This is a genomic window from Rhizobium sp. PP-F2F-G48 (assembly GCF_004342335.1).
In the GTDB taxonomy this organism is placed as follows: Bacteria; Pseudomonadota; Alphaproteobacteria; order Rhizobiales; family Rhizobiaceae; genus Ferranicluibacter.
In genome coordinates, this window is the sequence record NZ_SLVH01000001.1 from 783108 (window position 1) to 808843 (window position 25736).

Genomic DNA, 25736 nt, shown 5'->3' on the forward strand with positions numbered 1-25736 from the left:
CCTGATTATCGTTTGTGGCCGGTGTCGAGGCGACGCTCGACGAAGGCGGAATAGCGTGACATGCCGAAGCAGAAGATCCAGAAGACGAACCCTGCAAAGACGAGGCCCGTCATCGGCGTGACCGGCGTGCTCCAGGCGCTGTCGCCGAAACTGGCCTTCACGATGCCGAGCAGGTCGTACATCGAGATGATGGTGACGAGCGAGGTATCCTTGAACAGGCCGATGAAGGTGTTGACGATGCCGGGAATGACCAGCTTGATCGCCTGCGGCAGGATGATGAAGGCCGTCTTGGTGAAATAGTTGAGGCCGAGCGCGTCGGCCGCCTCGTATTGCCCCTTCGGAATGGCCTGGAGGCCGCCGCGGATCACCTCGGCCATATAGGCGGCGGCGAAGATGGAGACCCCGACCAACGCTCGCAGGAACTTGTCGAAATTGGTGCCGGGCGGCAGGAACAGCGGCAGAAGGACGCTGGCCATGAACAGCACGGTGATCAGCGGAACGCCGCGGATGAGCTCGATGAAGAAGACGCAGGCGGTCTTGATGATCGGCATTTCCGAGCGCCGTCCGAGCGCCAGCACGATGCCGAGCGGCAGCGAGACGGCGATGCCGACGAAGGACAGGATGAGCGTGACCATGAGCCCGCCCCAGAGTGAGGTCTCGACATAGGACAGGCCGAACCAGCCGCCGAGCAACAGCACATAGGCGATGATCGGCATGACGATGAGGAGCAGGATGGCGTTCAGCCCCTTGCGCGGCGCCTTCGGCATCAGGAAGGGGATGAGCAGCGCGACGGCGAGGGCGAGCACCGCGAGCGGCCGCCACAGTTCTGCGCGCGGATAGGAGCCGAACATGAACTGCACGAAGCGGTCGTTGACATAGGCCCAGCAGGCACCGCTCCAGCCATCCGGCTGGATGCCGCCCTGGACGGTCGTGGTGCAGACCGAGCGGTCGGCGCCCGTCCAGACGGCCTGGACGAACAGCCAGTTCAGCGCGCCGGGCAGGTACCAGACGACGGCGAGAAGGGCGACGAGCGACAGGACGCTGTCGGTCGGGGTGGCGAACAGGTTCTTGCGCAGCCAGCCGACAGCCGAGGCGTCGGAGGTGGGCGGCTTTTCCTGCGGGAGGACGTCGCGGCGGACGTAGGCGATATCAGCGGCCATATCAGCGCTCCACCAATGCCATGCGGGCGTTGAACCAGTTCATGAACAGCGACGTGATCAGACTGATCGAGACGTAGATCAGCATCCAGATCGAGATGATCTCGATCGAGCGCCCCGTCTGGTTGAGGATCGTGTTGCCGACGGCCACGAGATCGTAGAAGCCGACGGCGACGGCGAGCGAGGAGTTCTTGATCAGGTTGAGGTACTGCGAGGTGAGCGGCGGGATGATGATCCGCATGGCCTGGGGCAGGACGACAAGGCGGGTCGCAAGGTTCGAGCGCAGGCCGAGGGCGTAGGACGCCTCGGTCTGGCCGGAGGCGACGCCGCGGATGCCGGCGCGGACGATCTCGGCGATGAAGGCGGCCGTGTAGAACGAGAGCGACAGGTAGAGCGACAGGAACTCGGGACCGACGACCATGCCGCCGCGCATGTTGAAGGAGCCGGGAATGGGATAATCGAGCGTCATCGGCATGCCGAGCGCGAAGAACACGACGAGCGGCAGCGCGACGATCAGCCCCAGATTGACGAGGAGCACGGGCGGGCGGTTGCCGGTCTTCAGCTGGTGGGCGCCGGCCCAGCGCGTGAAGGCGATGGCCGCGACGACGCCGAGCGCGAAGGCGGCGGCGACGTATACGAAGGTTTCGCCGGGAACGGGCGCCGGGAAATAGATGCCGCGGTTGCTGACGAAGAAGAAGGCGTCCGGATTGTCCTTCACATGCTGGAAGATGGTGCGGACGTTCGGCAGCAGCGCGAGCACGCCGAGATACCAGAAGAAGATGACCAGCAGCGGCGGGATGTTGCGGAACACCTCGACATAGACGGTGCAGAGTTTGGCGATCAGCCAGTTCTTCGACAGGCGGCCGATGCCGACGAGAAGACCGACGATCGTGGCCGTGATGATGCCCCAGAAGGCGACGAGCAGGGTGTTGAGGAGGCCGACCTGCAGGGCGCGGAAATAGATCGAGTCCGGCGAATAGGCGATCAGCGTCTGGCCGATGTCGAAGCCGGCGCGGCTGTTGAGGAAGCCGAAGCCCGTGGACATGCCGTTGCGCGCGAGGTTGGCCGCGACGTTGTGGGCGGCATAATAGACCGCGCTGCCGACGATGAGCACGGTCGCGATCTGGAAGAGAATGCTTCGGAAAGCCGGATTATAAATCAGCGACACCGACGGTCGGTGTTCGCCGCCCTCGGTGCGGACGTCGTTTGCAGCCATTCACTTGTCCCCTGTCGGTCACCCTTTTTTCCGGGTGTTCAAGACGTTGAGGAAGAGGCGGGCCGGCCGCGGTGGACGCGGCCCGCCTCTTCTGTGCGTGTGGTTTAGCGGATCGGCGGTGCGTATTGCAGGCCGCCCTTGTTCCACAGGGCGTTCAGGCCGCGCTCGATCTTGAGCGGGGAGCCCTTGCCGACATTGCGTTCGAAGACTTCGCCGTAATTGCCGACGGCCTTGATGACCTGGACGGCCCAGTCGTTGGGCAGGCCGAGATCGGCGCCGATGGTGTTGTTGGCTTCTTCACCGAGGAAACGCTTGATGTCGGGGTTTTCGGTCTTTTTCATCTCCTCGACATTGGCCTGGGTGATGCCGAACTCTTCCGCCGTGATCATGGCGTAGTGCGTGAAGGACACCACGTCGAACCACTTCGAATCGTTCTGGCGAACGGCCGGGCCGAGCGGCTCCTTGGAGATGATTTCCGGGAGAACGACGTGATCGTCCGGATTGGCCATCTTCAGGCGGATCGAATAGAGGCCCGACTGGTCGGTGGTGTAGACGTCGCAACGGCCGGCATTGTAGGCGGCGTCGGCTTCGTCCTGCGCTTCGAACACGACGGGCTTGAATTCCATCTTGTTGGCGCGGAAGTAGTCGGCGAGGTTGAGCTCGGTCGTGGTGCCCGACTGGACGCAGACGGACGCGCCGTTCAGCTCCAGAGCCGACTTCACGCCGAGTTCCTTCTTCACCATGAAGCCCTGGCCGTCATAGTAGTTGATGGCGCGGAAATCGAAGCCGAGCTGGCTGTCGCGGCTGGCGCTCCAGGTCGTGTTGCGGGCGAGCATGTCGATTTCGCCCGACTGCAGGGCCGGGAAACGGTCCTTGGCGGAGAGGGGGGTGAACTTGACCTTGGTCGCATCGCCGAAGACGGCGGCGGCAACGCCCTTGCACAGGTCGGCGTCGAGGCCGGTCCAGTTGCCGGAGGAATCCTGGGCACCGAAGCCCGCGAGGTTGGATCCGTTCACGCCGCACTGCACGAAGCCCTTGGCCTTCACGTCATCGAGCGTTCCGGCGGAGGCTGCGTGGGCGCCGAAGCCCAGGACCGCAGCGCCGATCACGATCGGGAGAATTCTTGTTGCCATTCTTGAGACCCTTTTTCTGTTTTTCTGTCGCCCTCATCCCGGCGTCCTTTTGAGACGAACCGGAAGAAGCGCCCCCGCCACCCTCCTGGCGCGAGTGGGGCTATCTCATTCGTAAAAGTCGGACGGGTCAAGTGACGTTGCCGAAATTCTAGGCCATTTCAACATTATCGGCGGGCCTGCTTATTTTATCTGCCGATACGGATGACGAGTGCAAAGTGTTGGCGAAAAATGAGGCAGAAGCGCCCGTAAGCCCTTTCTGACTGACGATCCGGGCTTGACCTTTGGCGCGAAGCCGACCGACAAGAAGCGCGACGCGCGTGGCGGACGGTCGGCCCGGGACGGGTCAATAAGACGGCGACAGACAAGGATGTGAGATGAGCGACGACAAGGATTTTCTGGCAGGTGCCGGCGTCAACACGCGGCTGGCGCATACGGGCAACGCGCCGTCGGACTATCACGGTTTCGTCAATCCGCCGGTCGTTCGGGCGTCCACCGTCCTCTTCCCCGATGCGCGGACGATGGAGACGCGGGCGCAGAAATACACCTATGGCACGCGCGGCACGCCGACGACGGATGCGCTCTGCGCGGCCATCGACGCGCTGGAGGGATCGGCGGGGACGATCCTCGTGCCGAGCGGGCTTGCCGCCGTCACCGTTCCCTTCCTCGCCTTTCTCTCCTCGGGCGACCATGCGCTGATCGTCGACAGCGTCTATTTCCCGACGCGGCATTTCTGCGACACGATGCTGAAGCGGATGGGCGTGGAGGTCGAATATTACGATCCCGCCATCGGCGCCGGGATCGCGGCCCTGATGCGACCGAACACGCGGCTGGTGCATACGGAGGCGCCGGGGTCGAACACGTTCGAGATGCAGGATATCGGCGCGATCGCCCGGGCCGCGCACCGGCAGGACTGCGTCGTCACCATGGACAATACCTGGGCGACGCCGCTCTATTTCAAGCCGCTCGACCACGGCGTCGACATCTCGATCCATGCGGCGACGAAATATCCGAGCGGGCATTCCGACATTCTGATGGGCACGGTGTCGGCCAATGGCAAGCACTGGGAGCAGCTGCACGAGGCGACGATCACGCTCGGCATCTGCGGCTCGCCGGACGACAGCTACCAGATCCTGCGCGGCCTGCGGACGATGGGCGTGCGGCTGGAGCGGCACCAGGAGAGCGCGCTCAATCTCGCCCGCTGGCTGGATGAACACGAGGACGTGGCGCGGGTGCTGCATCCGGCGCTGCCGAGCTTTCCGGGGCACGATCTCTGGAAGCGCGATTTTACCGGGGCGAGCGGCATCTTCTCCATCGTTCTGAAGGTGCCCGATCCGGCGCAGGCGAAGGCGCGGGCGCATGCCTTTCTCGATGCGCTGTCCTTCTTCGGGCTCGGCTATTCCTGGGGCGGCTACGAGAGCCTTGCGCTCGTCGTCGGATTGTCGGACCGGAGGATCTGCAAGCAGCCCGCCGAGGGGCCGGTCATCCGGCTGCAGATCGGGCTCGAGGATGTGCCGGATCTCCGGCGCGACCTCGAAGCCGGGTTCGCGGCGGCTGCGGCCGTGACGCGCTGAGCACGGTCAGACGCTAGGCGCCGGGGAGGCGATGGGCGTAGAGCCAGTCGAAATCCTCGGCCAGACGCTCCGGCGGGCGCAGCGAGAGAACGAGATTGCGGCCGAGACGGAGCGGGCCGGCGGCGTGGTAGGCGAAGCGGTTGAAGGCGCCGCGGGCGCGTACGCGCTCGATGCGGGGTTTTCGCAAGGCGACGAAGGTTTCGAGCGCTGTCTGAAGACGTCTCGTGCCGGAAAGAGTGTGGGCCAGGGCGTGGGCGAGTGTGTGCGCGAGCGCTGCGGCGTCCTCGATGGCCATGGCGGTGCCCTGGGCCGAGAACGGCATCATGGCATGGGCGGCGTCGCCGATGAGGATGCGGGTGCCGTCGTGCCAGTCCCCGTCGGCGACCTCGTAGAGCGGCCAGCGGCCGAGCGGGTCGGCCCGTTTCAACGCGTCGCGCAGAGCGGGGTTCCAGCCGCTCAGGAGAGCGGACACCGCGTCGCGGGCGGCGATGTCGCCGTCGGCCTGTTCGGCGCGGCCGCTGCCGATGGCGACAAGGTTGAGGCCGCCGCCTGCACCCATGGGATAGGCGACCAGATGGGCGTTGCGGCCGAGAAAGGCGGTGACGACGGTGGGGTCGAACGGGTGTGGCACGGGTCTTCCGGGCGGCACGGTCAAACGCCAGGCGACGTTGCCGGAGAAGCGCGCCGCGGGGAGGCCCATCGTGGCGCGGACGTTCGAGCGGACGCCGTCGGCACCGACGATGAGGTCCGGATGTCTCCCGGTGTGCCGGGCGATGGCTTCGGGCGTGGCGTCGGCGACGGGCGTGCCGAGATGCAGGCGGCAGAGCGGGTGGGCACGAACGGCGTCGGCCAACGCGCGCTGCAGATCGGCGCGTGAGACGACGGCATAGGGCGCGCCCCAGCGGTGTCGCGCGAAGCGGCCGGCGGGAACGGTCGCCACCCTGCGCAGGCTGCGCCCGTCGGCCAGGCGGATCTCGTCCGGTTCGAGCCAATGCGGCGCAAGTGCCTCGGTGAGGCCGAGGGCGGCGAGGATGCGGGTGGCGTTGGGGGAAAGCTGGAGACCGGCGCCGGCCGCATCGAGGCGGGGCGTGCGCTCCAGAATGTCGACGGCGATGCCCTTTGCCGCCAGCGCCAGCGCGGCGGTGAGGCCGGCCATGCCGGCACCCACGATCGCGACCGTCATCAAGGCATCTCTATCATCGGGCCGGGCATCGGAAGCGGGTGCGGAAGGGGGCATCCCGCCGGGACCGGATCAGGCCGCCTTCGTCTGGAACAGGCAGCCGGTCGGCCGGGTCTCGTCCATCTTCAGCGTGCCATTGTAGCGGAAGAGGGTCGAGCAGTAGGAGCAGACCTTTTCGTTGTCGTCGCCCATGTCGAGATAGATATGCGGATGATCGTAGGGCACGGAGGCGCCGGTGCACATGAATTCCTTGACGCCGACTTCGATCACCGCGTGACCGCCGTCGTTCTGGAAATGAGGAATACCGTGCCCGGCCATGTCGTTCTCCACTGTCTCGTCTGTCTGTCAGACTGTCTGTCTGGCGCGCGCTGCCGTATGGGCCGACGCGGGCGGTGTCGGCGCGGATATTAGGGAGGTTCGCGGCAAAAAGGTAGACGATTGCAGAGGGGAGGACGCGTTTTTTGCACGAGCGGGGTTTTTCCGCGTCGCGGCGGGCCGTAAAGGAGACGGACCCGCCTTTCAAGCGCGTCGCGATCTCCCGGATTTGCGCGCTGCACTTGGGGGTCTCGTTTACCGCCTGCTCCAGGAGCCGCTTCGATGGATCTGTCGCCGCCACCTTTCTCGACCTTTCGCCATCAGGGCCTCGACATCGCCTTTTTCGATGCCGGGAATCCTGACGGCGTCCCGGTTCTGCTGATCCATGGCTTTGCCTCGTCGGCCAATGTCAACTGGGTCTTTCCCGGCTGGCTGAAGACGCTGGGCGACGCCGGCTACCGGGTGATCGCGCTCGACAATCGCGGCCATGGCGCGAGCAGCAAGCCGACCGATCCGGCGCTCTATCACCCGCCAGCCATGGCCGGCGACGCCAGCGCGCTGCTGACGCATCTCGGGCTCGATTCGGCGCATGTCATGGGCTATTCGATGGGCGCGCGGGTGTCGGCTTTTCTGGCTCTCGCGGCGCCGGACCGGGTGCGCACGCTGGTGCTCGGGGGGCTGGGGATCGGCATGGTGACCGGCGTCGGCGACTGGGACCCGATTGCCGATGCGCTGCTGGCGCCCTCGGTCGACGATGTCACCCACGAGCGCGGGCGGATGTTCCGCCTGTTCGCCGACCAGACGAAGAGCGACCGGCAGGCGCTGGCCGCCTGCATCGCGACCTCGCGCGCGCTTCTGTCCCCTGCGGAGATGGGCCGGATCGCCGTTCCCACGCTGATCGGCGTGGGTACGAAGGACGACATCGCCGGCTCCGGACAGGCGCTGGCGGACCTCATGCCGCGGGCGGTCGCGATCGACATTCCCAACCGCGACCATATGCTGGCTGTCGGCGACCGGGTGTTCAAGAAGGCGGTGCTGGAATTTCTGGCCGACAACCCTTGAGCGCGAGACCCCTTGAGCGCGAGACCTGGGAGCAAACGGCCCGGACGCCGAGGCGGCGGGGCGTCCGGCGCGCAGCCCTTCCGGATCGGGTCTGCCCATTTCCGGGCGACCCCCATTTAAACTTGAGCCAAACTGCCCTATTGTCACAAGACTATGCTTGATAAGCCCTGCGGGCCGAGCCCAGCAGGACTATAGGCAGGCCCTGGGAATACAGACGGTCGGCAAGAGCGGCCGTGAAGGAGTGCGACATGGTCGCCAGGACGGACATGATCATCGAGATGCGCGCGACCGAGACCGTCAAGACGATGGACCCGATCTGGGACAGCCTGCAGGACGAGGCGCGCCATGCCGCCGAGCATGAGCCGATGCTGGCGGCGTTCCTCTATTCCACGATCATCAACCAGCGCTCGCTGGAGGAAAGCGTGATCCACCGGATCGGCGAGCGTCTCGACCATGCGGATCTCGACGCGAGCCTCGTGCGGCAGGCCTTCCTCGACATGGCGGCGGACTGGCCGGACTGGGCGAGCATCCTGCGCGTCGACATCCAGGCCGTCTACGACCGCGACCCGGCCTGCACCCGCTTCATGGAGGTGATCCTCTATTTCAAGGGTTTCCACGCGATCCAGACGCACCGGCTGGCGCACTGGCTGCTGCTGCGCGGACGGCGCGATCTCGCGCTCTACCTGCAGAGCCGGTCGTCTTCGGTGTTCCAGACCGACATCAATCCCGGCGCGCGGATCGGCAAGGGCATCTTTCTCGATCATGCGACGGGGCTGGTCGTCGGCGAGACCGCTGTTATCGGCGACAATGTCTCGATCCTGCATGGGGTGACACTGGGCGGCACCGGCAAGGAAGGCAGCGACCGGCATCCGAAGATCGGCAACGGCGTGTTGATCGGCGCGGGCGCAAAGATTCTCGGCAATATCCATGTCGGCCAATGCTCGCGCGTCGCGGCCGGCTCGGTCGTGCTGAAACCGGTTCCGCCCAAGGTGACGGTGGCCGGCGTTCCCGCGCGGGTGGTCGGCGAGGCCGGCTGTTCGGAGCCGTCGCGCTCGATGGACCAGGTGCTGAAAAGCTTCGAGATCTGACGACGGCCGCTTTTTATCGGGAACCGGCGGGGCTCGCATGGCTTGTGGCGTGAGGCTGCCCATCTCCGTCGATGCAGGGTTTACACCCCTTGCGGCTTCATGAGAGAAGCGCCGCATCCCATTCCTGAAGCGCAACGCGATCCCACAGATTCGCGCCTTGTGCTTGAGGTCCCCGTTTTGCGGATGTCGTCATCGCAAAACCGCTGCGCACTGTTGCGCGACACGCTCTAGGAGACACGACTTGAAGCCTGAAGACATCAAGAAACTCGAAGCCTACTTCAAGCGCATTTTCAATCCGCAGATCGTCGTCAAGGCGCGTCCGAAGAAGGACGAGTCGGCCGAGGTCTATCTCGGCGACGAATTTCTCGGCGTGGTGTTTCGCGACGAGGAAGACGGGGAGCTGTCCTTCAGTTTCTCCATGGCGATCCTCGACATCGATCTCTGAAGAATTCGCCGCAACCGGCTGAATTGTTTTCTCTTTTGCCCGGCTGGATTTTGCCCGCCGGGCTTTTTCGTGTCAGGCGCTGTGCTTTAGCGATCACGAAATGTTGCACTGCACTATCGATTCTTGACTTTATTGTGCAGTGCAACTAATATGGCTTCATCGAAACCCATTTGGAGGAATGCCCATGTTCAACTTTTCCGATAACGCGTTTGCCGGCAAGGACGTCCTGGAAACGATGACGAAGAACTATGCCGCGATGACCAAGGGTTTTCAGGCGATCGCCCTGGAAGCCACCGAGTACTCGAAGAAGAACTTCGAGGACAGCATCGCGCATATGCAGAAGCTGACCGGCGTTCGCAGCATCGAAGCGGCCGTCGAGCTGCAGACCTCGTTCCTGAAGTCCTCCTATGAGGGCTACGTCTCGGAAGCCACCAAGATCGGCAGCATGGTCACCGACCTCGCCAAGGACAGCTACAAGTCCTACGAAGCGCCGCTGGCACAGGCTGCCAATGCCGTGCAGACGGCCACCAAGTCGGCCGCCTCGGCTGCAAAGTCCGTCGCCGCCTGATCGGCCAAACCAGAGGGCGCAAGCCCATCGATCCAGTCGAAGCCGGCTGCGGGGTGCCGCGGCCGGCTTTTTCGTGTCCGGTTCACCCCGCCCTGTGCCGCGACGCCCGCTCTGCCGCCATCCGCGCCGCGCAGAGGCGAGGGACGCGTACCGAGCCGGGTGCCGCGCCGGGTGTCGAGCTCGCCGCCGCCCGCGTCGTTGCGGCAAAAACCATCAAACTTGAGCGCGCGGTTCGAATATCGTTGCAGTCCAACGGAACGGGCTTAAAATCGCCGAACGACACACTATCTGTTGTGTCATGGAATGGTCGCAATGGGCTCCCAAGCTTTGCGATCCGACGAGGGAATGAAGACGAATGATCGCTCTGCCGATCCGGATGGCCAGGGGTGACGAGGGGAACGGCGATTCCAATCGCGGCACCTCGGTCATCACCCGGACGAAGACACAGACCAAGAAGCCGAGCCTGTACCGCGTGCTGCTTCTCAATGACGACTATACGCCGATGGAGTTCGTCATCCACGTGCTGGAGCGTTTCTTCCAGAAGGATCACGAGGCGGCGACACTGATCATGCTGAGTGTCCACAAACACGGCGTCGGGGAATGCGGCGTCTTCACCTATGAAGTAGCCGAAACCAAAGTGACGCAGGTGATGGATTTCGCCCGCCAGCATCAGCACCCGCTGCAATGCGTCATGGAAAAGAAATGAGGATCCGACGTGCCAACATTTTCGACAAGCCTTGAAAAGGCGCTGCACCAGGCTCTCACGCTGGCCAACGAGCGCCACCACGAATATGCGACCCTCGAACACCTGCTGCTGGCGTTGATCGACGACGGCGATGCGGCCGCCGTCATGGGCGCCTGCAACGTCAATCTCGATGCCCTGCGCAAGACGGTGTCCGACTATGTCGACAACGAACTCGGCAACCTGATCACGGGCTATGACGAGGACTCGAAGCCGACCGCCGGCTTCCAGCGCGTCATCCAGCGCGCCGTCATCCATGTGCAGTCGTCCGGCCGCGAGGAAGTGACGGGCGCCAACGTGCTCGTCGCCATCTTCGCCGAGCGCGAAAGCCATGCGGCCTATTTCCTGCAGGAGCAGGAGATGACGCGCTACGACGCGGTCAACTTCATCAGCCACGGCATCGGCAAGCGGCCGGGCTCCTCGGAAACGCGCACGCCGCGCGGCACCGACGAGACCGACGAGGCGCCGAAGGCGGCGCGCGACCAGGACGAGGGCGGCGGACCGAAGAAGGCGCAGGACGCGCTGACCGCCTATTGCGTCAACCTCAACGAGAAGGCCAAGGTCGGCAAGATCGACCCGCTGATCGGCCGTCACACCGAGGTCAACCGCACGATCCAGGTTCTGTGCCGTCGCTCCAAGAACAACCCGCTCTATGTGGGCGATCCGGGCGTCGGCAAGACGGCGATCGCCGAGGGCCTCGCCAAGCGCATCGTCGAGAAGAAGGTGCCGGAAGCGTTGCAGGACGCGACGATCTTCTCGCTCGACATGGGTACGCTCTTGGCCGGCACCCGCTATCGCGGCGACTTCGAGGAGCGCCTGAAGCAGGTCGTCAAGGAGCTCGAGGAGTATCCCGGCGCCGTGCTGTTCATCGACGAGATCCACACCGTCATCGGTGCCGGGGCGACGTCGGGCGGCGCGATGGATGCGTCGAACCTTTTGAAGCCGGCTCTGTCCTCGGGCGCGATCCGCTGCATCGGCTCGACCACCTACAAGGAATATCGCCAGTTCTTCGAGAAGGACCGGGCGCTGGTGCGCCGCTTCCAGAAGATCGATGTGGTGGAGCCGACGATCGACGACACGATCGAGATCATGAAGGGCCTGAAGCCTTATTTCGAGGACTATCACAAGCTGAAATACTCGAACGAGGCGATCAAGTCGGCCGTCGAGCTTTCGGCCCGCTACATCAACGACCGCAAGCTGCCCGACAAGGCGATCGACGTGATCGACGAGACCGGTGCGGCCCAGATGCTGCTGCCGCTGAACAAGCGCCGCAAGCTGATCACCGAGAAGGAAATCGAGGCGACCATCGCGACGATGGCCCGCATTCCGCCGAAAACCGTATCGAAGGACGACGAGACCGTTCTCGCCAACCTCGAAAAGGAACTACGCTCGGTCGTCTACGGTCAGGATCTCGCCATCGAGGCGCTGTCGTCGGCCATCAAGCTGGCGCGGGCGGGTCTGCGCGAGCCCAACAAGCCGATCGGCTCCTATGTCTTCTCCGGCCCGACCGGCGTCGGCAAGACCGAAGTGGCGAAACAGCTGGCGGCCTCGCTCGGCGTGGAACTGCTGCGCTTCGACATGTCGGAATATATGGAACGCCACACGGTCTCGCGGCTGCTCGGCGCACCTCCCGGCTATGTCGGCTTCGACCAGGGCGGTCTGTTGACCGATGGCATCGACCAGCATCCGCATTCGGTTCTGCTGCTCGACGAAATCGAGAAGGCGCATCCGGACCTGTTCAACATCCTGCTGCAGGTCATGGATCACGGTCAGCTGACGGACCATAACGGCAAGAAGATCGACTTCCGCAACGTCATCCTGATCATGACGACCAATGCGGGCGCGTCCGACATGGCCAAGGCCGCCTTCGGCTTCGGCTCGTCCAAGCGCGAGGGCGAGGATGTGGAGGCGCTGAACCGCCTGTTCACGCCCGAGTTCCGTAACCGTCTGGATGCGGTGATCCCGTTCGGCTCGCTGCCGACGCCGGTCATCCACCAGGTCGTGCAGAAGTTCGTGATGCAGCTGGAAACCCAGCTGTCGGAGCGCAATGTCACGTTCGACCTGCACGAGGACGCGATCGCCTGGCTCGCCGATAAGGGCTACGACGAGAAGATGGGCGCCCGCCCGCTGTCCCGCGTGATCCAGGAGCACATCAAGAAGCCGCTCGCCGAGGAGATCCTGTTCGGCAAGCTCAAGAAGGGCGGCGTCGTCAAGGTGACGGTCGGTCCGAAGGCCGACGGCAAGACGGGTCTCGTGCTCGAGACCATCTCGGAAACGGCCCGCATCAAGCCGAAGGCCGAGGTGGAGCAGAAGCCCCGCAAGCCGGCCAGACCGGCCAAGGCGGCGAAAGCCGAGATGGAAACCGTGGGCGCCGACACAGGACCGAAGCCGAAGAAGGCGAAGGCCGAGGACGCCGACACGACGGCTGCGACCAACCCGGCAACCGACGCGCCCCGCAAGGGCCGGACGGTGCCGAAGGTGCCGCGGACGTAAAGACGACGCGCTTTGCGTGTTGGAATGCCGGGCCTCGTGCCCGGCATTTTTGTGTTCGGGTGTCTTCGTATCGGAGTGTCGGTGGGGGCGGCCGGAACAGCTGGAGACGGGAGATGGAGATGGGGTGGGGATAAGGCCGACGGGACACGGGGGCTCCGGTGGTCAGTCGGCGTTGCTCACCTCACGTACGGCCGACCGGTTTGATCGGGCCCGTATCGCCCGTCCTGGACCATTCCGTCAGCAGGAAGGCCAAGAGGCCGGCGAGGGTGAGGGCGGTGGCGAGGGAGAAAAGCGTTCCTGCGTAGAAGTGGCCGAAGAGCGTGGCGAAGAGGGCGGAGACGAGGCTGGAGCCGGAGGCGATGAGGGCGGCGCCGAGGCCGGCCATATTGGCGAGCGAGCGCATGGCCATGGCGTTGAGATTGCCGAACAGGATGCCGATGGCGAAGAAGGCGGGGAAGGCGCAGGCGAGGAAGAGGGTGAGCGGCGGCTTGCCCGATGAGACGGCGCACGCCGCGAGCAGCGCCAGTCCGGCGGCGGTCAGGCCGGCATAGCCGGCGCGGGCCATGGTCTCCATGCCGAAACGGGGCACGCATCGCGCATTGACGAAGGAGGCGAGGCCGACGCCGAGCGCGAGCAGCGCGAAGTAGAGCGGAAAGGTCTCGGCGATGCCGTAAATGTCGAAGAAGAGATCGGCTGCGGTCGCGAGATAGAGAAGCTGCGCGCCGAAGACGAGGCCGGTGGCGACGATGAGGAGGCTCACGCGGCGCGCGGCGAGGATGCTGGCGGCATTCACAAGGAGCGTCCTCGGGCGCAGCGGGATGTGGCGGGCGGGGTGCAGCGTTTCGGGCTGGCGACGGATGAACCAGAAAGCCAGAAGGAGCGCGATGGCGAGGTAGGCGGCGAAGATCGCGCGCCAGCCGAACAGCGCCATCAGCCCCTGCGCCAGAAGCGGCGCCAGCATGGGCACGAGGATGAAGAGCGTGAACATGAAGGAGAGGATGCGCGCCATGGCATCGCCTTCGAACTGATCCCGGATCATTGCGCGCGTGGCGATCTTCGGGCCGGCCACGCCGATGCCCTGAAGGATGCGGCCGAGCACCAGCAGGGGAAGCGTGGTCGAGAGCATGGCGACGAGGGTGCCGAACGCATAGAGGCCGAGGCCGAGGAGGAGCGCCTTGCGACGACCGACGGCATCCGAAAGGGGCCCGAGGAAGAGTTCGCCGATGGCCATGCCGACGATGAACAGCGCGATCACGGACTGGGTGGAAAGCGGCGGCGCCTCGGCCATCTCCGCCCCGATCCGCCGCAGCGCCGGCAGGAGGCCATCGATGCTGAGCGCGGTCAGCGAGGTCAGGCCGGCGTAAAGGAGGATGCGCTCGCGCAGGCTGGTCATCGGGGTCCTTCGGCGCGGGAGGGCGGTGGTGGGTTGGCAGATCGGCAGATCGGCAGATCGGCAGATCGGCAGATCGTGCGGGGTGGGGCAGGCGGCTGTCAAGGTCGTCGCAGCGGCAAGTGTCGGATGCCGCTCTTGCGTCGATATTTTGCGAGCGACCACCCTTCCCGCCGTCATCCCGGGCGCGATCCGGGATCCAGCGACCTGACGTCGGTCCGGTCAGAGACGTCTCTTCATCTCCCGGACGTGAGATGGCTGGGTCCGGATCAAGCCCCGAATGACGGGGGGAGGATGGATTGCCCTCTTGACCTTGCCCTTTGCAGACAAAGCACTTTCCGCAGGCCCTTGTCATGGGAGCGCCGCACCGGACGACAGGGCAGAGGGCACATGGTTTTCCTTTCGGTGACGACGCCGCGTCGGCTGCGCGCTTCCGGCGTGCCGGGCCGTGTTGTCGATCGGGGATCTCCGGCAGGAATGGCTTGACGGGGGGTGGTCGTCGCGGCATCTGGTCGGGGTAGAGGTTCAGGCACTGGGTGCCGCCCCGTGGGGCGGGTGCGGGAAGGGTGGCGTGGCGTATTCGGCGGACAGGGACGGCGAGGGGACGGCGGGGTTCTGGTTCCTGAAGGGCATGCAGGGCATTTTCAGCCTGCCGGCGTCGATCCTGTTGATTTCCTTCGTCGGCTTTACCGCCTTTGCGCAGCAATCAGGCGTGCCGGTGGATCAGGCGGTGTTCATGACCGGGATCGTCTGGGCGCTGCCGGCCAAGCTCATTCTCGTCGGCTCGATCCAGTCCGGGGCCAATCTGTTTGCGGCCTTCGTGGCGGTGACGCTGTCGTCGATCCGTCTGATGCCGATGGTGGCGGCGTTGATCCCGGAGATCCGGGCGGAGAAGACGCGGACCTTCGTGCTGCTGATCGTCTCGCATCTCATCGCGGTGACGGCCTGGGTGATGGCGATGGAGCGCGTGCAGCATGTGCCGCGCCCGCACCGTGTCACCTATGTGCTCGGGCTCGGGATGACGCTGGTGATTGCCAACATGATCGTCGTCGGCACGCTTTACCAGTATGTGGCGGAGTTTCCGCCGATCGTGGCCGGGTGCCTGTTCTTCCTGACGCCGGTCTATTTCCTCGCCTCCATCTGGAGTTCGGGGCGGCATCCGGTCATCCACATCGCGCTGGTCGTCGGCCTGTTGCTCGGGCCGCTCGCGACGCTGTACGCGCCGGATTTCGACCTGCTTCTCTCCGGCATCGTCGGGGGGACGCTGGCCTGGGGGCTCGACGTGCTGCGCCGGCGGCGGCCGGGGGCCCAGGTATGAGGATGGGCCCGAGGGTGGGCCAGAGGAAGGGCCAGAGGAAGGGCCTGAGGAAAGGATGGGCATGAACTGGCAACCGGATGCCTGGGGCTATGTCTTCATCGCCATTGCCGGCTTTCTCGCGACCGATATCTGGCGCTGGCTCGGCGTCGTTGCCGGACGGCGGTTGCGCGAGGACTCCGAGGTTTTGAACTGGGTGCGGGCGGTGGCGACCGCGCTCGTGGCGGGCGTCGTCTCCAAGCTCATCGTTTTCCCCACAGGCGTTCTGGAAAGCTCGCCGCTCTGGTTGCGCGTCGGCTCGATCGCGGTCGGGGCGCTCGCCTTCTTTCTCGGCCGGCAGGTGCCCGCCATCGGCATCGTCTCCGCCATCGCCTTTCTGGGGGCGGGGCTCTATCTGCTGGGGTTCTAGCTTCGTCTGCACATCCGGACGGACCGGCGGGTTCCCGGACGGACCCTGATACGCGACGGACGGAGGCTCTTATGGCCAAGGACATTTCAGGCATGATCGACGGGCGGAGGCCGCGGGGCGAGGCGGGCGAGGGCGGCGTGCCCCAGTGCGATGCGTCACGGCGGCGGCCGGCGATGCTCTGCCTTCGCTGGCTCGTGCTGGCCGCGCTCGGGGTTCTGCTCGTCGTCGTCAATCCGCTGGCGGACCGGGCGGCGCAGTACAATCGCGATGTGACCATCGGCAGCACGGCGCTCTATGGTACGCTGCGGGTGATGAACTCGGTGATGAGCGTCGCCAAGGATGCGGACGTGACGGGCGGCGTCGGGGTCGCCTCGGTGACGGCGAGCCCGGGGCAGCTGCTGCAGCCGGTGACGAACACGATTGACCGCATGGCCGACCTCCTGTTCTGGCTGGCGATCGTCTCGGGCGTGCTGTCGACGCTGTTCCTGCCGGTCGCCAAGGTCGCGGCCATCGGCCTTGCCGGCGTCGCGCTGTTGCGCGCGGGCACGAGCCTGACGCGAAGGCCGTTGCCGGGCGCTGTCGAGCGGCTGGCGCGGGCGGTGCTGACGCTCTGCCTGCTCGGCGCCGTCGTGCTGCCGCTCTCCTATGCCGTCGCCTTCCACGCCGGCGCGCGGATGACGGACGATGCCTGGCAGGGCGCGACCGTGGTGTTCGACCGGATCAATGCGGATTACGACGCGGAGGCCGTGGGGCAGATCGATGCGCTCCGCGACAGCCAGGCGCCTGCCCTGCCGCAGGCCGCACCGGATACGAGCTTTCTCGGGCGGCTGGGATCGGCGGTCGATCAGTCGCAGTCGGCGATCTCGGGCACGGTATCGGCGGCCTCCGGTCTGGTGACCTCGCTGACGGAGGGCGTGGCGTCGAAGACCAAGGTGATCACAGACGGCATCGCCATCTCGTCCGATCTCTTCACCGCCTCGATCGCCATCGCTGTCTCCTACCTCGTGAAGATCCTCGTCATGCCCCTGCTGATCCTCGCCGCCGCGCTGTTCTTGATGCGGGCGGCGTTTCGGTAGGAGGAGAACGCCGTCCGGCGTCCATGGTGCGGCCCCGACTGGCTTGCCTCGATGCGGGTATACACCTAACATTCCGCTTCCCTCATCTGTTACGCGGCGTCAGGGTGCGATATTGAAAGAGCGATCCTTCAGCATTTCCGTCGATCACCTCCGCTGTCGTATCTCTCAGACGTTCCGGCTTGATGCGGCGGTGGAACGCGACAGGCAGGCGATTTGGGAGGGGCTGGTCGCTCGAAACCCTTCGGCCTTCGATGGCCCGATGCTGCGTCTTTCCGATTGCACGATCGATGCGGAGGGCTGGCTGGTCGTTTCGGGAGAAGCGACGTCGTTCTCGGCCTATGTGGCGACCCGACACCCCGGGTTCACGGAGGCGTATCCGCATGCCGCGCGCGCCGATCCGCTCGGGCTGACGGCGGTTGTCCTGACATCGGACGATCAGGTGATCGTGACGGTGCGCAGCCTCTCAGCCGACCAGAATCCCGGCGCGCTCTACCTTGTCGGCGGTTATGCGGAACCGGGGGACATTCCCGGTACGGTGGACCTCTTTCAGGACGTCGCGCGCGAGATCGACGAGGAACTCGCCGTCGGCGATCTTCGTCGGGCCGCATCCTATGCCATCGGCATCGCCTATGATCCGGTCTTCTGCCATCCCGAACTCTTCGTTCTCACGGTCAGCGGATCGACGGCTGCCGACATTCTCTCGACGTCCGCGGGCGCCCGGGATCGGGACGAGGCGGCGCAGATTTTCGCCTGTGCGCTCGACGCGTTTCTCCATGCGGACGGCCCGCTTGCAGACCGTCCGCTGACCTGGAGTTTTGTCGAGGCGCGGCGTTTCCTCAACGACCATCTCGCCCGGATGTCCGACTAGCGATCTTTTCCGGCAACGGTCCTTCGACCCGCTCACCCCAGCGCGGCGCGGAGTTTTTCGGCGTTGGCCTTCAGGATGTCCGGGTCTTCCATGGTGCCGGAATGGGCGCGCATGGGCTGGCCTTCGTGGCGGGGGATGATGTGGACGTGGAGGTGGAAGACGGACTGGCCGGCGGGGGCTTCGTTGAACTGCAGGATGGTGATGCCGTCGGCGGAAAAGGCCGTCTTCGAGGCGATGGCGACCTTCTGGACGGCGGCGATCAGCGCGGGCAGGGTGGCGGGGTCGGCGTCGAGGAGGTTGCGCGACGGGGATTTCGGCACGACGAGAGCGTGGCCGTTCGCCTGCGGCATGACGTCCATGAAGGCGATGACGGCATCGTCCTCGTAGACCGTGTGGGAGGGGATCTCGCCGCGCAGGATCTTGGCGAAGATGTTGTCGGTGTCGTATTGGGTCATGGCAGGTTCCTCATGAGGTTCAGCTGTCGGATTCGCCATCCTGCCGCTCGCCCTTCCGGAAAGGGCTGTGCTCGGTGAGGATGTCGCCCATGGCTTCCACGTCGAGGCGTTCGCGCTCGAGATAGTCGGCGACGGCGCGCTTGAGGCCGGGATGGGTGAAGTAATGGGCGGAATGGGTGGTGACGGGCAGGTAGCCGCGGGCGAGCTTGTGCTCCCCTTGCGCGCCGGCTTCCACCCGCTTCAGGCCGCGCGAGATGGCGAAATCGATGGCCTGGTGGTAGCAGACCTCGAAATGCAGGAAGGGGTGATCCTCGATCGCGCCCCAGTGGCGGCCGTAGAGCGCATCGCCGCCGATGAAATTGATGGCGCCGGCGATGTAGCGGCCCTCGCGCTTGGCCATGACCAGGAGGATATCCTCGGCCATGCGGTCCGATATCATCGAATAGAAGGCGCGGGTGAGGTAGGGCCGGCCCCATTTGCGGCTGCCGGTGTCCATGTAGAAACGGAAGAACTGGTCCCAGATCTCCTCGGTGAGGTCCGCGCCGGTCAGCCAGTCCACGGTGATGCCGTTTTCGAGCGCGGCCCGGCGCTCCTTCTTCAGCGCCTTGCGCTTGCGGGAGGCGAGGGTCTCGAGGAAATCGTCGTGGCTGCCATAGGTGTCATTGGTGAAATGGAACTGCTGGTCGGTGCGGTGCAGGAAGTCGGCATCTTCGAAGGTTGCGATCTCGGCCTCGGGCACGAAGGTGACGTGGGCGGAGGAGACCTTGTGGCGCCTGGCAAGCTCGGTGAGGCCGGTCGCCAGTGCCTGCTGCACGGCCTCGACCGCGAAAGGCTCCGACGTCGCCAGAAGGCGCGGGCCGGTGGCGGGGGTGAAGGGCACCGAGCTTTGCAGCTTCGGATAATAGCGTCCGCCTGCCCGCTCCAGCGCATCGGCCCAGCCGTGGTCGAAGACATATTCGCCCTGGCTGTGGTTCTTCAGGTAGCAGACCAGCGCGCCGGCCAGCGCGCCGTTGCCGTCTTCCATCAGAAGATGCTGCCCGAGCCAGCCGGTCTCGGCGGTGGCCGAGCCGGAGTCTTCGAGCGCCGAGAGATAGGCATGGGAGACGAACGGGTTGTAGGGCACGTCTGCCGTCGCGGACGCCCTCGTTGTGCCGATGAGCCGGTCCCAGGCGCTCTTGTCGATGTCCTTGAACGAGGTCTCGATGCGGATGCTGACATCGTCTGCCATGCGCTAGGCCACCAGGTCCCCGGTTGCGCGTGCGCGGGGCTCGAAACCCTCGAACGTCATCTGGTCGGCATGGCGAAACGTGTGGTCGGCGGCCTCCTCGTCGCGCACCGTCCAGGTGATCACGGTGCGGCCGCGATCGCGCTGCGCCGAGATGAAGGGGTTCGGCAGGTGGCCATAATGGTAGGAGATGAAATCGAGGCCGAGCGCCATGGCTTCCTCGTGCAGGGCGAAGTCTTCCGGCCGGGCGCCTTCGGCGGTGAGGCCGAGGGGGAAACGCGACTCAAGCGCCTTCAGGTCCTTCAGCAGCCAGTGGTCGAAGCTCATCAGGGCGACGGGGCCGTCATAGGTTTCGAGGATATCCACCACGGAATCGGCGAAGCCCCCGTCGTCGCCCTGGCGGCCCTTCAGTTCCAGCACCAGGGGAACGCGGCCCTTGACGAGGCGCAGGAGCTGGGAGAGCGAAGGGATGCGGTCGGCGGTGTTGCCGATCGAAAACAGGCCGAGTTCGCCGACGGTCTTGACCCGGATATCGCCCTCGACGCCGCAGAGGCGCTTCATGTCGTCATCGTGAAAGACGACCGGCACGCCGTCCGCCGTATATTGCAGGTCGCATTCGATGGCATAGCCGTGATCGATGGCGCGCTTGAAGGCAGAGACGGTGTTTTCCCAGATCGCATTGTTCATGTCGTGGTAGCCGCGATGGGCGACCGGCTGGGCCTTGAGAAAGGCCGTATCCTTCTGGGGACGCAGGGCCGGCATCGCCATCATGCGATCTCGATAACGGCGTCGATCTCGACGGCGGCATTGAAGGGCAGGCCGGCCATGCCGACGGCGGCGCGGGCGTGGACGCCGGCTTCGCCCAGAATGGTGACGATGAGGTTGGAGGCGCCGTTCATGACCAGGTGCTGCTCGGAAAAGCCCGGCGCGGAGGCGATGAAGCCGTTGAGCTTGACGATGCGGCGGATGCGGCCGAGATCGCCCTTGAGCGCGGCCTTGGCCTGGGCGAGCACGTTGATGGCGCAGAGTTCGGCGGCGCGCTGGGCGGCGGTGACATCGACATCGGCACCGACGAGACCGAGCACGGCGACCTTGCCGTTTTCCATCGGCAGCTGCCCGGAGATGTAGAGGTGCTGGCCGCTGATGACGAAGGGAACGTAGTTTGCGGCGGGTGCCGCGGCAACCGGCAGGGTAATGCCGAGCTGTTCGATGCGGGCTTCGATTTCTGCGGACATGGATGTCTCCGGACAATATTGTATTCTTATGGCGAATGCGTCATGCACGTCTTTCTTCGATGCGGGGATCGCGATCCCACGCCTCGCTTTCGACGCATGTTTCAATATAGCATCGCGCGTCGATCCAACAGGAGCTATTGGATGTTTCGTTCAGGCATGACCCGCGTCCTCGTCCTCTCCGCTGCGTTTTTCGGAACGATGGCGGTCGGGGTGGAGAACGCAGCGGCGAACATCCTGGTTCCGCACCGGGCGGTCTACGACCTGGAGCTCAAGGACTCGTCCGAGCGCTCCGGCATTTCCAGCATGTACGGCCGCATGGTCTACGAGTTCAACGGTTCGGCCTGCGACGGCTACACGGTGAGCTTCCGATTCGTGACCAAGGTGGATACGGGCGAGGACGTGCGGCTGACGGACCAGCAGACGACCACGTTCGAGGACCTGAAGAGCGGCAATTTCCGCTTTCTGACGCGCTCGTTCACCGACGAGAAGCTAGACAAGGAAGTGCGCGGAGCGGCCCACGACGCCAAGGACGGCGTGCGGGTGGACCTGACGGAACCGGACAAGCGCGAGGTGGACCTCGCCCACAGCCTGTTTCCGACCGAGCACATGCTGGAAGTGATCGACCGGGCGAAGCGCGGCGACAAGATCTTCGAATCGCGGATCTTCGACGGCTCCGACAGCGGCGACAAGACGCTGGTGACGACGACGCTGGTCGGCGCGCAGCACCAGCCGAACGCCAGCGACGAGGATGCCGACGTCGCCAAGGCGGGCGTGATGGCGCAAAAGCCCTTCTGGCCGGTGACGATCTCCTATTTCAACGACGAGGCGACAGGCGACGCCGTGCCGATCTACCGCATGGCCTTCAAGCTCTACGAAAACGGCATCACCCGCGACCTGACGATGGACTATGGCGACTTCGTGCTGAGCGGCAAGCTCGCCAATCTCGAAATGTTCAAGCAGGGCGGCGAGGGCAGCTGCAAGTAGGCGGCACGGGCCTCACGTCGGGGGCACAGGCCGTTGGGGGGCACAGGCCGTCGCGGGCATAAAACCGCGAAGATTGCGCCTTTTTCCTTGATATCCGTGGCGTGCCGCTGTATGGCGGGCCGCATTCCACACGTGGGGTTTGGGACGTTTCGGGAGACATCCGTTGCGTTCCGCCCGGTGGCAGGCTCATCCGAGCCTGCTGTTTTCCCCACGGAGGTTCAACCGGAAAAGGATAAACGGCATGGCATTGCCCGATTTCAGCATGCGCCAGCTTCTTGAAGCTGGTGTTCACTTCGGCCACCAGACTCACCGCTGGAACCCGAAGATGAAGCCCTACATCTTCGGCGAACGGTCCAACGTTCACATCATCGACCTGGCACAGACCGTGCCCATGCTGTCGCGCGCCCTTCAGGCCGTCAGCGACACGGTTGCCAAGGGCGGCCGCGTTCTCTTCGTCGGCACCAAGCGCCAGGCGTCGGAAATCATCGCCGACAGCGCCAAGCGTTCGGCCCAGTATTACGTCAACGCCCGCTGGCTCGGCGGCATGATGACCAACTGGAAGACGATCTCCAACTCGATCCAGCGCCTGCGCAAGCTCGACGAGATCCTCGCCTCCGACGCTTCGGGCTTCACCAAGAAAGAACGCCTGAACCTCGAGCGCGAGCGCGAAAAGCTCAACCGCGCTCTCGGCGGTATCCGCGACATGGGCGGCGTTCCCGACCTGATGTTCATCATCGACACCAACAAGGAGTCGATCGCGATCGAAGAAGCCAAGCGTCTTGGCATCCCGGTCGTCGCCGTGATCGACTCGAACTGCGATCCGGACCAGATCGACTACGCGATCCCCGGCAATGACGACGCTTCGCGCGCCATCTCGCTTTATTGCGACCTGATCGCCCGTGCCGCTCTCGACGGCATCGCCCGTCAGCAGGGCGCTTCCGGCCGCGACCTCGGCGCTGCCAGCGACCTGCCGCTCGAGCCGGCTCTGGAAGAAGAAGCCGTCGCGACCGACGCCTGATATCACAGCACGATCACGGCCGGTCTCCTGTACAAGGGGCCGGCCGAGACCTATTCGACGGGGCCGTTTGCGACTGACGAAGTGGACGGCCCCGCATCTTTTCGAGGAGACCGCCGTTTTCGGGCGGATCCGCATCGGGTGAGATTGTTCATCACGATGTCATCTTGAGGGGGCACACCCTCACACACTTTCCGGACAGAGCCGCTCGACCGCATCTGAGCGCACCGGACGAGAGACAGAAAGAGGCCAAGACGATGACGACCATTACTGCAGCAATGGTGAAGGAACTGCGCGAGAAGTCGGGCGCAGGCATGATGGATTGCAAGAAGGCACTGGGCGAAACCAACGGCGACATGGAAGCCGCGATCGACTGGCTGCGCGCCAAGGGCATCGCCAAGGCCGACAAGAAGTCGGGCCGCACGGCCGCCGAAGGCCTGATCGGCATCACCAGCGCCGGCACCAAGGCCGTCGTCATCGAAGTCAACTCCGAGACCGACTTCGTCGCCCGGAACGACGCCTTCCAGGAACTGGTCCGCGGCTTCGCCAAGGTTGCCGTCGACACGGACGGTTCGGTCGATGCGATCAACGCCGCCACCTATCCGGCCACCGGCAAGTCGGTTTCCGACAGCATCAAGGACGCGATCGGCACGATCGGCGAGAACATGACGCTGCGCCGTGCAGCCCTGCTCTCGGTGACGGACGGCGTCGTCGCCACCTATATCCACAATGCGGTTGCCGACGGCCTCGGCAAGCTCGGCGTTCTCGTCGCGCTGCAGTCGACCGGCGACAAGGACGCGCTGAACGCGATCGGCCGCCAGGTCGCCATGCACATCGCTGCGACCAACCCGCTCGCCATCCGCTCGACGGAAGTCGATGCAGCGGTCGCCGAGCGCGAGCGCAACGTGTTCATCGAGCAGTCGCGCGCGTCCGGCAAGCCGGACAACATCATCGAGAAGATGGTCGACGGCCGCATGCGCAAGTTCTTCGAAGAGGTCGCGCTGCTCAGCCAGGCCTTCGTCATGAACCCCGACCTCACCGTCGAGGCTGCCATCAAGGAAGCCGAGAAGACGGTCGGCGCGCCGATCGAAATCACCGGCATGGCCCGCCTGCTGCTCGGCGAAGGCGTCGAGAAGGAAGAAAGCGACTTCGCCGCCGAAGTGGCCGCTGTCGCCAAGGGCTGATTCTTCATCGGCTTCATGCAAAACGGAAGGGCATCGCGTGGACAACGCGGTGCCCTTCGTGTATCCGGCTTGACGCAATCGGCGTCCATTTGGCTTGACGCAAAGGCGCCGGCTGGCCGCCCGATTGTTCGGATGCAACGCTGCCCTTCGGGGGTGGCGTTCTCGACCCACATTGCGCGCCGGATCCCCGGGCGTGCACCACGACAGGAGTGATGATGTCGGCCCAACCGCTCTATAAACGCGTGCTTTTGAAGTGCTCCGGCGAAGCGCTGATGGGCAACCAGGGTTTTGGCATCGACGTCACGGTCGTCGACCGGATCGCCTCCGACATCGCGGCCGCCCGCGGCATGGGTGTCGAGGTCGGCGTGGTCGTCGGCGGCGGCAACATCTTTCGCGGCGTTGCCGTGGCATCCAAAGGGGGCGACCGGGTTACCGGCGACCATATGGGCATGCTCGCGACGGTCATCAACGCGCTGGCGCTCGCCACCTCGCTGCGCAAGCTCGACATCGACACGGTCGTGCTCTCGGCCATCGCCATGCCGGAGATCTGCGAGAGCTTCTCACAGCGCGCGACGCTCTACCATCTCTCGCTCGGCCGCGTCGTGATCTTTGCCGGCGGCACGGGCAACCCGTTCTTCACGACCGATTCGGCCGCCGCTCTTCGCGCCGCCGAAATGGGGGCGCAGGCGATCTTCAAGGGCACCCAGGTGGACGGCATCTATTCGGCCGACCCCAAGAAGGACCCGAACGCCACCCGCTTCGAGCGGCTGACCCACAGCGAAGTGCTCGACAAGGGCCTCGCCGTCATGGACGTGTCGGCCGTGGCGCTGGCGCGCGAAAACAGCATTCCGATCATCGTCTTCTCGATCCACGAGAAGGGCGGGTTCACCGATATCCTGACGGGCGGCGGCCGCGCCACCATCGTCACCGACAACTGAAAGAGCGGCCAACAGACGGCGGACGGTCCCGCGCCAGCGGGATCACGCCGATCGAGCACGGAGAAATAAGATGAGTGAAGGTATCGACCTCAACGACCTGAAGCGCCGCATGGACGGCGCGATCACTGCGTTCAAGAACGACATCGCCTCGCTGCGGACCGGACGGGCCTCGGCCAACGTTCTCGATCCGGTGATGGTCGAAGCCTATGGCTCGCGCGTGCCGCTCAACCAGGTGGCCAACATCACGGTTCCCGAGCCGCGCATGCTCGGCGTGTCGGTCTGGGACCGCTCGATGGTCAATGCCGTGGACCGCGCGATTCGCGAATCGAATCTCGGCCTCAATCCGATCATGGACGGCCAGACGCTGCGCATTCCCCTGCCGGAACTCAACGAAGAGCGCCGCCGCTCGCTGGTGAAGGTGGCGCACGACTATGCCGAAAAGAGCAAGGTGGCGATTCGTCACGTGCGCCGCGACGGCATGGACAATCTCAAGAAGGCGGAGAAGGACGGCACGATCGGCCAGGATATCGGCCGCATCCAGTCGGAAAAGGTCCAGAAGATGACCGACGAGGTGATTTCCGACGTCGATCGCTTGCTCGCCGATAAGGAAAAGGAAATCATGCAGGTCTAGTCTGCATCCCTGCGTTTTACCCTCCTTCGCGAAGTCAGGCC

At 64.9% G+C, this 25736-nt stretch carries 26 protein-coding genes; 16 read left to right on the forward strand and 10 right to left on the reverse strand.

The features are described from left to right. Positions 1–5: 5 nt before the first annotated feature. The 3 genes from C8J36_RS03565 to C8J36_RS03575 all read right to left on the reverse strand — a co-directional run bounded on the left by C8J36_RS03565 (position 6) and on the right by C8J36_RS03575 (position 3506). Complete coding sequence (locus C8J36_RS03565) at positions 6–1160, reverse strand: amino acid ABC transporter permease (protein ID WP_062592820.1); 1155 nt, start codon at positions 1158–1160, stop codon at positions 6–8. A 1-nt stretch (position 1161) separates the two neighbouring features. After that, a complete protein-coding gene (locus C8J36_RS03570) occupies positions 1162–2373 on the reverse strand; it encodes an amino acid ABC transporter permease (protein WP_132532674.1) in 1212 nt (403 codons plus the stop codon). A gap of 104 nt (positions 2374–2477) precedes the next feature. Then, positions 2478–3506, reverse strand: a complete 1029-nt coding sequence (locus tag C8J36_RS03575; RefSeq protein WP_132532676.1) for an amino acid ABC transporter substrate-binding protein — start codon at positions 3504–3506, stop codon at positions 2478–2480. A gap of 374 nt (positions 3507–3880) precedes the next feature. On the opposite strand from C8J36_RS03575, the gene C8J36_RS03580 reads away from it, so the two are divergent. After that, positions 3881–5077, forward strand: a complete 1197-nt coding sequence (locus C8J36_RS03580; RefSeq protein ID WP_132532678.1) for a cystathionine beta-lyase — start codon at positions 3881–3883, stop codon at positions 5075–5077. 13 nt (positions 5078–5090) lie between these two features. On the opposite strand, the gene C8J36_RS03585 is transcribed toward C8J36_RS03580, so the two are convergent. Then, complete coding sequence (locus tag C8J36_RS03585) at positions 5091–6260, reverse strand: FAD-dependent monooxygenase (protein WP_132532680.1); 1170 nt, start codon at positions 6258–6260, stop codon at positions 5091–5093. Positions 6261–6329: 69 nt separating this feature from the next. Further along, entirely contained in the window at positions 6330–6575 is a 246-nt protein-coding gene (locus C8J36_RS03590; RefSeq protein WP_062592828.1) for a zinc-finger domain-containing protein, read from the reverse strand. Between the two features lie 279 nt (positions 6576–6854). Between C8J36_RS03590 and C8J36_RS03595 the strand changes: the two genes are divergently transcribed. The 6 genes from C8J36_RS03595 (at position 6855) to clpA (ending at position 12970) form a co-directional block, all read left to right on the forward strand. Beyond that, positions 6855–7634 (forward strand): alpha/beta fold hydrolase, encoded by a 780-nt coding sequence (locus C8J36_RS03595; protein ID WP_132532682.1) that lies wholly within the window; start codon positions 6855–6857, stop codon positions 7632–7634. 248 nt (positions 7635–7882) lie between these two features. Beyond that, entirely contained in the window at positions 7883–8722 is an 840-nt protein-coding gene (cysE, locus tag C8J36_RS03600) for a serine O-acetyltransferase (RefSeq protein ID WP_062592832.1), read from the forward strand. Between the two features lie 241 nt (positions 8723–8963). Further along, complete coding sequence (locus C8J36_RS03605; protein ID WP_062473820.1) at positions 8964–9167, forward strand: DUF3126 family protein; 204 nt, start codon at positions 8964–8966, stop codon at positions 9165–9167. Positions 9168–9351: 184 nt separating this feature from the next. Then, positions 9352–9735, forward strand: a complete 384-nt coding sequence (locus C8J36_RS03610; protein ID WP_062592834.1) for a phasin family protein — start codon at positions 9352–9354, stop codon at positions 9733–9735. Positions 9736–10090: 355 nt separating this feature from the next. Further along, on the forward strand, positions 10091–10441 hold the full coding sequence (clpS, locus tag C8J36_RS03615) for an ATP-dependent Clp protease adapter ClpS (RefSeq protein WP_062592836.1): 351 nt from the start codon (positions 10091–10093) through the stop codon (positions 10439–10441). 9 nt (positions 10442–10450) lie between these two features. Continuing rightward, positions 10451–12970: an ATP-dependent Clp protease ATP-binding subunit ClpA gene (gene clpA, locus C8J36_RS03620; protein ID WP_132532684.1), complete on the forward strand. Its 2520-nt coding sequence runs from the start codon at positions 10451–10453 to the stop codon at positions 12968–12970. Between the two features lie 181 nt (positions 12971–13151). On the opposite strand, the gene C8J36_RS03625 is transcribed toward clpA, so the two are convergent. Further along, positions 13152–14363 (reverse strand): MFS transporter, encoded by a 1212-nt coding sequence (locus tag C8J36_RS03625; protein ID WP_132532686.1) that lies wholly within the window; start codon positions 14361–14363, stop codon positions 13152–13154. 628 nt (positions 14364–14991) lie between these two features. Here C8J36_RS03625 and C8J36_RS03630 point away from each other — a divergent pair. The 4 genes from C8J36_RS03630 (at position 14992) to C8J36_RS03645 (ending at position 18028) form a co-directional block, all read left to right on the forward strand. After that, on the forward strand, positions 14992–15678 hold the full coding sequence (locus C8J36_RS03630) for an AzlC family ABC transporter permease (protein ID WP_132533030.1): 687 nt from the start codon (positions 14992–14994) through the stop codon (positions 15676–15678). A gap of 61 nt (positions 15679–15739) precedes the next feature. Then, complete coding sequence (locus tag C8J36_RS03635) at positions 15740–16084, forward strand: AzlD domain-containing protein (RefSeq protein WP_062593414.1); 345 nt, start codon at positions 15740–15742, stop codon at positions 16082–16084. A gap of 71 nt (positions 16085–16155) precedes the next feature. Beyond that, entirely contained in the window at positions 16156–17160 is a 1005-nt protein-coding gene (locus tag C8J36_RS03640; protein WP_132532688.1) for a hypothetical protein, read from the forward strand. A 259-nt stretch (positions 17161–17419) separates the two neighbouring features. After that, entirely contained in the window at positions 17420–18028 is a 609-nt protein-coding gene (locus C8J36_RS03645) for an NUDIX hydrolase (protein ID WP_245506437.1), read from the forward strand. A 32-nt stretch (positions 18029–18060) separates the two neighbouring features. On the opposite strand, the gene C8J36_RS03650 is transcribed toward C8J36_RS03645, so the two are convergent. Genes C8J36_RS03650 through C8J36_RS03665 form a run of 4 tightly spaced genes read right to left on the reverse strand, consistent with a single transcriptional unit; the run spans position 18061 to position 20943 of the window. Continuing rightward, positions 18061–18483 (reverse strand): HIT family protein, encoded by a 423-nt coding sequence (locus tag C8J36_RS03650; RefSeq protein WP_132532690.1) that lies wholly within the window; start codon positions 18481–18483, stop codon positions 18061–18063. Between the two features lie 19 nt (positions 18484–18502). Continuing rightward, a complete protein-coding gene (locus C8J36_RS03655; RefSeq protein ID WP_132532692.1) occupies positions 18503–19711 on the reverse strand; it encodes a GNAT family N-acetyltransferase in 1209 nt (402 codons plus the stop codon). A 3-nt stretch (positions 19712–19714) separates the two neighbouring features. Then, positions 19715–20470 carry a glycerophosphodiester phosphodiesterase gene (locus C8J36_RS03660; RefSeq protein WP_132533034.1) on the reverse strand — a complete coding sequence of 252 codons (756 nt, stop codon included), beginning with the start codon at positions 20468–20470 and terminating at the stop codon, positions 19715–19717. 5 nt (positions 20471–20475) lie between these two features. Beyond that, positions 20476–20943, reverse strand: coding sequence for a RidA family protein (locus C8J36_RS03665; protein WP_062592848.1), 468 nt, complete (start codon positions 20941–20943; stop codon positions 20476–20478). Positions 20944–21141: 198 nt separating this feature from the next. Here C8J36_RS03665 and C8J36_RS03670 point away from each other — a divergent pair, with 198 nt between their 5' ends. The 5 genes from C8J36_RS03670 (at position 21142) to frr (ending at position 25695) form a co-directional block, all read left to right on the forward strand. Continuing rightward, positions 21142–21927: a cell envelope integrity EipB family protein gene (locus C8J36_RS03670; RefSeq protein WP_244481125.1), complete on the forward strand. Its 786-nt coding sequence runs from the start codon at positions 21142–21144 to the stop codon at positions 21925–21927. A 241-nt stretch (positions 21928–22168) separates the two neighbouring features. After that, positions 22169–22945: a 30S ribosomal protein S2 gene (rpsB, locus tag C8J36_RS03675; RefSeq protein ID WP_062592853.1), complete on the forward strand. Its 777-nt coding sequence runs from the start codon at positions 22169–22171 to the stop codon at positions 22943–22945. A 254-nt stretch (positions 22946–23199) separates the two neighbouring features. Continuing rightward, positions 23200–24126 carry a translation elongation factor Ts gene (gene tsf / locus C8J36_RS03680; RefSeq protein ID WP_062592855.1) on the forward strand — a complete coding sequence of 309 codons (927 nt, stop codon included), beginning with the start codon at positions 23200–23202 and terminating at the stop codon, positions 24124–24126. Between the two features lie 215 nt (positions 24127–24341). Next, the gene (pyrH, locus tag C8J36_RS03685; RefSeq protein ID WP_062593418.1) at positions 24342–25064 is read left to right on the forward strand and encodes a UMP kinase; all 723 of its coding nucleotides are present in this window, start codon (positions 24342–24344) and stop codon (positions 25062–25064) included. Between the two features lie 70 nt (positions 25065–25134). Further along, positions 25135–25695, forward strand: coding sequence for a ribosome recycling factor (frr, locus tag C8J36_RS03690; RefSeq protein ID WP_062592857.1), 561 nt, complete (start codon positions 25135–25137; stop codon positions 25693–25695). The last annotated feature ends 41 nt before the right edge of the window (positions 25696–25736 follow it).